The organism is Alteromonas sp. 14N.309.X.WAT.G.H12 (assembly GCF_036697315.1).
Classification (GTDB): Bacteria; Pseudomonadota; Gammaproteobacteria; order Enterobacterales; family Alteromonadaceae; genus Alteromonas.
The window spans coordinates 1-9,870 of the sequence record NZ_JBAHZB010000120.1 but is presented as its reverse complement, the minus strand read 5'-3'; the positions used below and the strand labels follow the sequence as shown (position 1 = coordinate 9,870).

At 46.2% G+C, this 9,870-nt stretch carries 7 protein-coding genes; 2 read left to right on the top strand and 5 right to left on the bottom strand.

Annotated features, from left to right (window positions below; translation table 11 throughout):
• The 5 genes from V5298_RS18140 to ffh form a co-directional block, all read right to left on the bottom strand.
• Window positions 1-336: TerB family tellurite resistance protein (locus tag V5298_RS18140; RefSeq protein WP_332932838.1), on the bottom strand; the 336-nt coding region annotated here is incomplete at its 3' end.
• Between the two features lie 224 nt (window positions 337-560).
• Complete coding sequence (locus V5298_RS18135) at window positions 561-1,781, bottom strand: phosphoenolpyruvate carboxylase (RefSeq protein ID WP_332932837.1); 1,221 nt, start codon at window positions 1,779-1,781, stop codon at window positions 561-563.
• The gene (locus V5298_RS18130) at window positions 1,778-2,413 is read right to left on the bottom strand and encodes a condensin complex protein MksE (RefSeq protein ID WP_332932836.1); all 636 of its coding nucleotides are present in this window, start codon (window positions 2,411-2,413) and stop codon (window positions 1,778-1,780) included. Before V5298_RS18130 ends, V5298_RS18135 begins: the two co-directional genes overlap by 4 nt.
• Window positions 2,410-6,090, bottom strand: coding sequence for an ATP-binding protein (locus tag V5298_RS18125; RefSeq protein WP_332932835.1), 3,681 nt, complete (start codon window positions 6,088-6,090; stop codon window positions 2,410-2,412). Before V5298_RS18125 ends, V5298_RS18130 begins: the two co-directional genes overlap by 4 nt.
• A 284-nt stretch (window positions 6,091-6,374) precedes the next feature.
• On the bottom strand, window positions 6,375-7,763 hold the full coding sequence (ffh, locus tag V5298_RS18120) for a signal recognition particle protein (protein ID WP_332932834.1): 1,389 nt from the start codon (window positions 7,761-7,763) through the stop codon (window positions 6,375-6,377).
• Between the two features lie 309 nt (window positions 7,764-8,072).
• Here ffh and V5298_RS18115 point away from each other — a divergent pair, with 309 nt between their 5' ends.
• Together V5298_RS18115 and V5298_RS18110 are read left to right on the top strand one after the other, a co-directional pair.
• Window positions 8,073-8,864 (top strand): cytochrome C assembly family protein, encoded by a 792-nt coding sequence (locus V5298_RS18115; RefSeq protein WP_332932833.1) that lies wholly within the window; start codon window positions 8,073-8,075, stop codon window positions 8,862-8,864.
• A 125-nt stretch (window positions 8,865-8,989) separates the two neighbouring features.
• The coding region (locus V5298_RS18110; RefSeq protein WP_332932832.1) for an HlyC/CorC family transporter at window positions 8,990-9,870 on the top strand (881 nt) is incomplete at its 3' end.

Sequence of the window (9,870 nt, the reverse complement as noted above, 5' to 3'; positions counted from 1 at the left end):
CAGTGAAAGAAGTTCGGTTTCTTCTTCGCTGCGTTCCCCGTCCACACCGGTGATGGTCATCGCCACTTCCAACGCTTTATCTGCATCATATTGCAAATCACGTTGCAAGGTACGCAAATAGTGTTTTTCTTCACCGGCATCTAATATCTGCCGGGTTTGATAAATTGTTTCAGTAAAAAAGGCTTCCCGACAGATAGGACTTTGCCAGTCGAGATCATTGATTATTTCTTCTAGGTAATCCTGCTCTGACAGCGTTACCTTTCCATCTACCTGATATAACAATACGGATAAACGAATTAGCGCTTGGTTAAACGCCTGTTCATGGGACAACTGCATGATAATCTCCATTGTGTGCCATATGCCTTAACAGTCTGATAAATCCACTTCACCAGGAACACGTATCACAGTAGCTTAGTTTCATGACACGCCTATTACGCATAGCTGGTACAAAAGCTGGTTATGTTACACAAATGTTAATTATATGGATATTTTTTTAAATTGCATCCTACTTTTACTTTTTTTTGGTTTGATTTTTAATCATTTAGAGTATTAACATAATGTTAACGTAAACCTAAGGTGACATCGTTAATGTAAAAGTTGCCGGAAAAAATACGATCCACCTGCCCACTTGGATCCAAAGCAAAAAACGCTTTGTCATTGTCGTCCAATGCTTGATAACCGCCAATCACCTGATAGATCCACACTTCCTGATCAAAGGTCAAATCCTGTTGAGTATAATACTCCAACGCCGATTTAGGCTGTCCCGAATCAATTACATCACAGAAAAAGGCATCTACCGCCTCATGGATGGGATCTTTCTCTAAGATCACACTGCCTTGAGCGGTTACCTCTATTTCCTGCGTGCGCGGAGAAACTTCATCGTCCGCTTTTCTGCGGTAAATATCTGTCAGTGACGCAACAATTTGTTGATACTCAGACTCATGTTCAACCTGATTAACATCGGCACTGGCAACACCAAGCATATTTTCTGCTTGGTTAAACAATACGGGTACCTGACTAAGATTGCCGTAATTACTGGGCGTAAAATCAGGTTGTTGTTCCATATGTAAAATGAAACCTTTTAACAACCGGGTACGTCCCTGAAACTCTCTAAAGCGGCCCAACAGATCCAGTAATCTGGCCTGCACCACCGATAATTCCTGAGCCGCACTGGCAAAGCTCTGTTGTAATGCGACCACGAGCAAATGACGAAGTTCCCGATTGCTGCCGGCTAACTCGCTTAATTCATCAAAATGAAAGCTCTCTAACTGTTGCAACAGGTCGCTCACTTGCCCCTGGGCCAGTTCGTTTTCCCGAATTTTTGCCTCCACCGATGACACATAACCAAATTCGTTATTAATACGGCTAAATAACACCCTGACGCTATTCGACAAGGATTCGGTAAGCTGATACACATGCTCAGTAAGATCGCCAATATGGGCATGGGCCTCATTAAAGCGGTTGTAGTGTAACGCCTCTTTGTAGTGCTCGGCTAAGGTACGTAAACTGGCTAATGACGCTGTAATATTGGTATTGATGGTACGGTTACGATCGTCCTGCAGGCTGCCTTCTAACAGCGTCCTTACCGCATTTTTAAGTCGTAAGGGGCTTTGGGGATCCGGTCGCCACAACACACCTAACTGCACCAACTGGTCGAGGACTTTGCGGCTATAGTCACTTTCGTTTATCGCCCCGTTGATATAAGCATGCATAATCAGGTCGCTGTGGCGTCCCAATGCATTAAGTAGCTTTGTTCCAGCTTGTATCAACACTTGGCTCATATCAGACTACCTTGCTGCACCGCGGCTTCGGCCTGCTCAGATAAAGACAGTGATTCGGTTTCATCAATAAATTTAATCATCTCGTAGAGGTGCTCAACTTTCCCTGTTACCAGATAAATCTGTTTTTCATTGTTCGGTTTGATGAGGTAGCCCAAATCAGTGAGCCGCTTAAACACCTGCTTTAGCTGTCCGTCCAGGTTCATACTGCTTGAATTAAATAACCGGTAACGGGAGATTTTTTCCAGTTGTTCGGCATACGCCGGGGTATCTTCAATCACGCTTTGCAATTCGTTTAATCGCAGCGCATTTCCTAACGTAACAGGCAAATCTGATTCACTGGCCTGCTGCACCAGTAACAGCCATTCCACTAAAGGTACCAACGCAGACGCAGTTTCCTGAAATTGCTGCGCCAGCACTTTTCGCTCCTCGTCGCCAATGGTGAGATAAGCAGCAAAAAACACTTCACCTTCTCCCGTTGACGCTAACGTACGATTAAGCACATTTAAATGGGGCTCCAGCTTGTCGGCATTTTCCCGATTTTTTAAAAAACGCCAACCTTCTTCATCGCTTACCTGACAGACAAAACACCCTTTTAATAACGCACTTAATATGCGGCCTTGTTCTGACATCATGCCGACGCCTCCTGTTCACGACGCGCTTTTATTCGTTCTGCAATGGCGCTTACTTTCGGCTCCACCACCTGTAACTGTCGACTGACTTTATCGATAAGATACCTGTTTGCAAACAGGGTTAAGACATCAGATTCCGGGTTAGGAAAGGCCCCCACCACACTGATGTTATTGTTCTGACAAGCATCAAATATTTTCTTCACATTACTTTGATGCAAGGTGCCAAGTTCATCGATAGGCCAATGAATTGTTGTGTCGGCTTCTCCCCGTAACAATCGGGTAAAGGCCAGTAAGAACTTACACAAAATAAGGTACGCCATACCATGACTCGACGACTCGTTAAGCTGTCTGTCGGTGCGGATAACCAAATCACTATTGCCTTCCCGAAGGTGCAACTCGATATCCAGCAGCTTGCTGATACCGCCGGTTAATGCCGCCCGCCCCAGAATATCCAAGACTCTGCGCATGCTTTGTCCGTATTCTTCATCGGGCAAGGTGTTGGCACCTTGTGACATCCAGTCATCATAAAGAGTGCGGAATTGTTCCAGTTCTGGCCAGAATTCCAGTTCGCTGATCCGTGAACGAATTTTTACCGCCGAGTCGGACACGCCATCTAAAAAGAGTTCACCATCCACTTCTCGGGTAATGCGACGGCTCTGGCTCACGATACGTTTATCGATATCGGCCAAAACAAAGTAATATTGGCTTAAATCTGCACCAAAAATACGCCCCTGCTCTTTTAACCCTTGTAATTTTTGCGGCACGATAACGTTAAGCAATTGCGCTAAATGAGACACCATACGACGGTGATCGATACCTTTTACGCCCTGGGCATTCATGGTCGTACATTCATCCCGCGCCCGTTCCCACGTATCGGACAATCCCGTACCGGCTTGTGCCGCAATTAACTGATCGAAGCGTTCCACATAGGCTTTGACGTTAGCCAGTAATGTTTCCCGCTCCTGCAAGGCGCTTTGTACTTGTGAAAGTCGCTGATTGATAGACAGTTCATCGTGAGTCAGTTGTTCATCAAGCTGCCCTTTTGGCAGAGGAAGCCGAGACAGGGTTTTGGTAAAGTTAATTACCTGCTCGTACTGTTCAGAGGCATTTTTTACCTCACGCTGTAATTGCTCAAATTGCTCTTTGAGGGTTTCTCGCACTTCCCGATATGCCGTTTGTTTCTGCGCCAAGGCGCGCTCTGCATCGGCCAGCTCCTTGCGGGCTTTTGACAAGCTGTTTTGCCAGCTAATTTTATGACCGGTAAATACCGTCTCATACCAGCGTTGGTAATCAACCACCTTATTTCGATGGGTTTCTGTACGATATATATTCTCTTTGAGCACTTTGATGCGTTTTTTCAATGCGCCGATTTCGTCCACATCGACCCCGCGGTTATTCAGCTCATTTTCCAACCACTGTTCCATATCCCGGCGATCTTTAGCTGCGGTCTCTTTAGCTTTGCGCATATCCCCATCAAGTTGACTAATTCGTCCGTCAGTATCGGATATTAATTGCTGCCAGTGAAAACGGTGTTCGGTTTCCGTTTCCCGTTGCTGATCTTTAATTTCCTCTCTGTCTAACTCAAACTGTGCAACCAGTTTCTTTCTGGCTTTAACGTTATCGTCCAGTTTGGCTCTGGCTTTTTGCTTGCGCTCTGACAATGCCTGTTGATATTCGCTGAGCACCGTATCTTTATCTTGTTGAGCCCGCTTGCGGCTTGCCTCTGCACTGCGAACCCCATTGTCTTTTTGACTCATGGCCAGCTCGGCATTGCGCACGTCTTCGTTGGCTTTAGCCAACTGTGCTTCACAGCTATTTTGTACCTCTAGGGCTTCGCCTAGGGCTTCTTCAGCCTGTTTTAAACGCCCTTTAAGTTCTTGTTCTGTATTGGCATATTCTGGCGTTTCCAGCGTCTCTAGCGCCATCGAAAGGCCAAATAGGGTGTCACCGCCCGTCAGTTGGGGCGCAAGATCTTTTCGTTCCAAAAGTTCAGGGCGCAATACCTTGCCCACGTTCTGTTCCCAGTTCTCTAAATTCCCACGCAAAAATTCCAGCAACGAACCTTCACCGGGATACAACAACTGATGAATATGTTCCACTTGCTTTTCCGCTTGCTGATGTTGCAATCGGGCTTTATCCAACGCCGCCGAGGCCGTTTGGCGTTGTTGCACGGCTTGGGTGTGTTGCTGCTGCGCATTGCGATACTCTGTCCGGGCAGCGTCTTCATGAATGCCCGCTTCTTTGATGGCGGCGTCAAGAATATCTAACTGAGACTGTTCAAATTCATTGTAACCGGCATTATTCAGGCCAGCTTTAAACTCTGCTTCCGCAACTTTTAAATCACTTAATGCTGATTGATGGTTCTGACTGAGTACTTGCAGCTGCTGGGCAAAATCATCCCGTATTTGTTGTAGCGCATTGCGCTCTTTATCCTGAAGATCACTGCGCTTATCCGCCGCTTCCTGCCGACTGGCCGACAACTGCTCTAGATTCAAACTCAGCCTTTCCCCTAGCTCGGCAATACGGCGGTTAAACGTAGATTCGATATCCTGATGTTTTTCCGTCAGCAAGGTATAACGACTCGATACGGTCTCCAGCTCGTTTTGCCATTGCCCCAGGTTCGCCACATCATCTTTAAGCTGTTCAATATCCTGCTCTTGCCAGCTTTGGAACTGAGCTTCAACCGCATCTAACTCTGCGGTGTATTTTTCAACATCGGCCCGTGCTGAAGACACGGTCTGATTCAATTCATCTCGTGTTTGTGACCACTGACTTTCATTTTGCTTACTGTTGTATTGATTCTCTTCCAGCTGGGCTTTTGCCTTTTCCACCACCGAGGACAACACGGACTTATCTGTTTCAAATGCCAGCTTTAATTGCGCCAGTTGTTTTTCCGTGGTGCCTAAGGCCATGTCCGCTTGTTCCAGCTTGGCAAATTCAGGGCGAATACCATCAAACTGTTTAATTAGCTGGCATTCACGCAGCCAATCATCTACCCGGTTTCGGCTTAAATTAGACGCCGGTGGCTGCACCCCATCTTCTTCCAAAATTGCCGCTATCATGGCCTTGATGGTTTCCATCTTGCCTTCTTTGGAATGCACGGCTTTCGCCAGTTTTTCTATATGGCGTACGTGCAAATTTGGCGGACACAAACTAAAAATACGGGCATAACCTAATAACTCACGGGCTGTACTGCTTTGATTTAGTACCCCATGATCATTTTGTAAAATCGCCCGATAGTCTTTAGTGGTCAGTAAACTGGTCACCAACACATTATTGCGCTTCATGGCCCGGGCTAATTCAGCGCTGGTGATACTGGTGCGCGTACCGTTTTTCTCCGGCAGCAAGTAATCATCAATATCAAAGGGCTTGCCAATAAACCGGTAGTTAACACCTGTCCCGTTAGAACTCAGTACCGCCTGACATAAATCCCCTTCGGCACGGGTGAATTCATAAATAATGAAACTGGAGGTGCGCGGTAAATACCAGCGTTCAAAACTGTCACGGGTGGAGGGTACGACCCGACTTGGGTATTCACCGTAAAACACCGGAATAAGCCGCTGCAAGGTAGTTTTACCCGAAGCATTGGTACCACAAATATTGGTGTGTCCATCCAGTTTGAGTTCGACCACTCCGGGTAGGTGCGTATCGATAAGTATGATGCGTTTTAAACCGGCCATAATTTTCCTGTTGTCGTATTGGCGCTGAACATTGTTTTTCGAATTTTTTGCCAATGAAGATGATGCTAGAACGATAAGAGAGGGAGACTATTGTTTGGGAACGGGTGGCATCCATACACGCCCTGCCCACTCGTATCGTCATTATCAATGGCTAAGCAGTGTAGTATGAAATCACGGGGTTGCCCAGCCTCACCGAGTGCCTAAATAAGGATACTCGGCTCGATTGAACAACGATTAACCACACCCATAAAAAACGCTGCGTAGGCAGCGTTGTTTATGTTGTCTTAGCGTGGTGGGAACATACCGCCACCGCCGCCCATGCCGCCACCAGGTGGCATCATGCCTTTCATCTGGCGCATCATTTTTTTCATGCCGCCACCGGACATTTTCTTCATCATTTTTTGCATTTGGGTAAACTGCTTGAGCAAACGATTCACGTCTTGGATCTGCGTACCCGAACCGGCGGCAATACGACGCTTCCGAGAGCCTTTTATGATTTCAGGCTTGGTGCGCTCTCCCGGCGTCATGGAATTGATAATGGCTTCCATTTGGGTAAATTGCTTATCGTTGGCTTGATCTTTAATTTTATCTGCCATGCCGCCCATGCCTGGTAGCTTATCCATCAGCCCCATCATGCCGCCCATATTGCGCATTTGCTCGAGCTGTTCTTTAAAGTCTTGCAGATCAAAGCCTTTGCCTTTTTGGACTTTTTTAGCCAGCTTTTGCGCTTTCTCTTTATCGACTTTGCGTTCAACTTCTTCAATTAAGCTAAGCACATCGCCCATACCGAGAATACGTGACGCAATACGTTCTGGATGGAAAGGCTCAAGGGCATCCACCTTTTCACCCATACCGATAAATTTAATGGGCTTGCCGGTAATTTTACGCACCGACAGTGCCGCCCCGCCTCTGGCATCACCGTCGGCTTTTGTGAGGATCACCCCGGTTAGCGGCAGCGCATCATTAAAGGCTTTCGCGGTATTTGCCGCATCCTGACCTGTCATGGCATCCACCACGAATAAGGTTTCCACCGGATTAACGGCAGCATGTAGCCCTTTGATTTCTTCCATCATGTCTGTATCGACATGCAATCGACCGGCGGTATCCACTAACAATACGTCGTAAAATTGTTTACGGGCAGCATCGATGGCGCCGTTAACAATATCCACCGGTTTTTGCTCGATTGACGAAGCATGGAAACCGACGCCCACTTCCGTAGCCAAGGTTTCAAGTTGTTTTATGGCCGCAGGACGGTATATATCGGCACTGACCACTAGGACTTTTTTCTTTTCCCGCTCGGTCAAATACTTTGCCAGCTTACCAACACTGGTTGTTTTACCCGCACCTTGCAGGCCAGCCATCAGCACCACTGCAGGGGGTTGGGTCGATAAATTCAGTTTTTCATTGGCCTCGCCCATGACAGCTTCAAGTTCTGACTGAACAATTTTAATGAAAACCTGACCGGGCTTGAGTGATTTGCTGACTTCTGCGCCAACCGCCCGGGCTTTCACCTGAGCAACAAATTCTTTTACCACCGGCAACGCGACGTCTGCCTCAAGAAGCGCCATGCGCACTTCTCTTAGGGTATCTTTAATATTGTCTTCTGTGAGTCTGCCGCGACCGCTGACGTTTCTTAACGTCTGGCCAAGGCGTTCAGATAAATTCTCAAACATATAAGGCAGCTTCTTTTAGTGTAAATTAAAAATGTTGCCCGCATTATAGCGAAAAAGGCGATGACAACGAACTATGATTAAAGGATCTGGTCATATATTGTCTTAAACCGCGCAAAAACAATGGTTGTGGTTGAATTTTACGAGCAGTTGCAGTAACAATACGGGCATTGATCTTTCTGGCAGGCCAAAAGCCCCAGCCCGATCACCGTATCTACGATTATTCAAAAATTAACGAGTGTCTTTTTACGCACGTTCATACAAACAAAAACAACATGAATCAGCGTTAATGGGTTTCAGACAGGAATTGGGATGACCACCGTATTTGCCATCACCGGTATAGTATTTTACCTCGCCGCCGCCGCATTATTTATGGGCAAAATTGTTAACCAACAACACAGTAACAAGCGCCTCGCGCTGATCCTCGCCATTGTTGGTGCACTATTTCACATCAGTTATTTGTCTCAAGCAATTGTTATAGCGCCTGGACAAGACATGAGCATTACCAACGTCTTGTCGCTGGTGGCATGGTTAATTGCCGTATCGATGCTAATTAGTGCGTCGGTGATGCCTAATATCATTCTGCTGCCCGTGGTTTTTTGTTTTTGTGCAATGACCATTATTGCTGCGCTACTGATACCAGTACGCCACATTATGCATATTGAAATGCAACCGGGCCTGGTTATTCATATCACCCTTTCTCTTTTTGCCTACGGCACACTGGTCATTGCCTTTCTTTATGCCCTGCAAATGTCCTTTATCACCCGCAAATTAAAGCAAAAAGGGGCGGCACTGTTAAACTCTCCCCTGCCACCACTGATGCTGGTAGAAGGCATGTTGTTTAAATTATTGCTCGTGGGCACCAGCTTACTTGTGCTTGCGCTGGTCAGCGGCTTTGTGTTCTTAGAAGATATGTTTGGTAAAACCTATGCCCATAAAACCGTGTTATCACTCATCGCCTTAGTGGTATATGCGGTTTTACTCATCGGGCAGCGTTTACAAGGTTGGCGGGGACGGCGGGTTATTGTTCTCACTGTCATTGGATTGATCTTATTAACTCTGGCCTATTTTGGTAGCCGATTTGTTCGCGAAATTCTGTTATAATGCCGCCAATATCAGTTAAACCGGTTAAAATTGCCTCGTTTAGCATAAAGATTAAGCCTAATACTTGAAACCCACTTGCAGAGTAACTAAATTGGATAGTCCGGCAAGGTAAAGGAACCCACTTTTTGGACGACATATCAACCAGTACGCTATTTATTGCCCTAGGCGTACTCATTTTTTTATCCGCCTATTTCTCTAGCTCTGAAACAGGCATGATGTCAATCAACCGATATCGGCTAAAGCACCTGAATAACGAAGGCAATCGTGGTGCAAAACGGGTTCAGAAATTACTTGAAAGGCCTGACCGCTTAATCGGTCTAATTCTTATCGGCAATAATTTGGTTAATATTGCCGCCTCTTCCATTGCTACCATTATTTGTACTCGTCTTTTTGGTGATTATTGGGGCTTTTTTGCCACCACCTTTGGACTCACACTAATTTTGCTTATTTTTGCCGAAGTGACGCCCAAAACCTTGGCCGCCTTATACCCAGAGAAGGTGGCATTTCCCAGCTCGTTGATACTACTGCCGCTACTGTTTGTGCTCTATCCCTTCGTAGCATTAATTAATAGCATTACCAACGGCATTCTATTTCTGTTACGAATTAACCCGTCCAATGGCAATGATGACTCTTTAAGCCGAGAAGAATTAAGAACTGTTGTCTACGAAGCGGGAACCATGATCCCTAAAAAGCACCAAGATATGCTGGTGGGGATCCTTGATTTAGAAAATGTCACCGCCGAAGATATTATGGTACCGCGGGCTGAAATCGTGGCCATCGATATTAATGACGATTGGAAGACCATTCAAAAACAGCTGACCCATGCCCAGCATACTCGGGTACTGCTTTATCGAGATAGCATCGATGATGCGGTGGGCTTTGTTCACGCCCGGGATGCCCTGCGATTACTGTCTAAAGATCAATTTACTAAATCCAGTTTGCTGCGGGCAGTAAGAGAAATTTATTTTACCCCTGAATCCACCCCCTTACATACACTTATGTATAA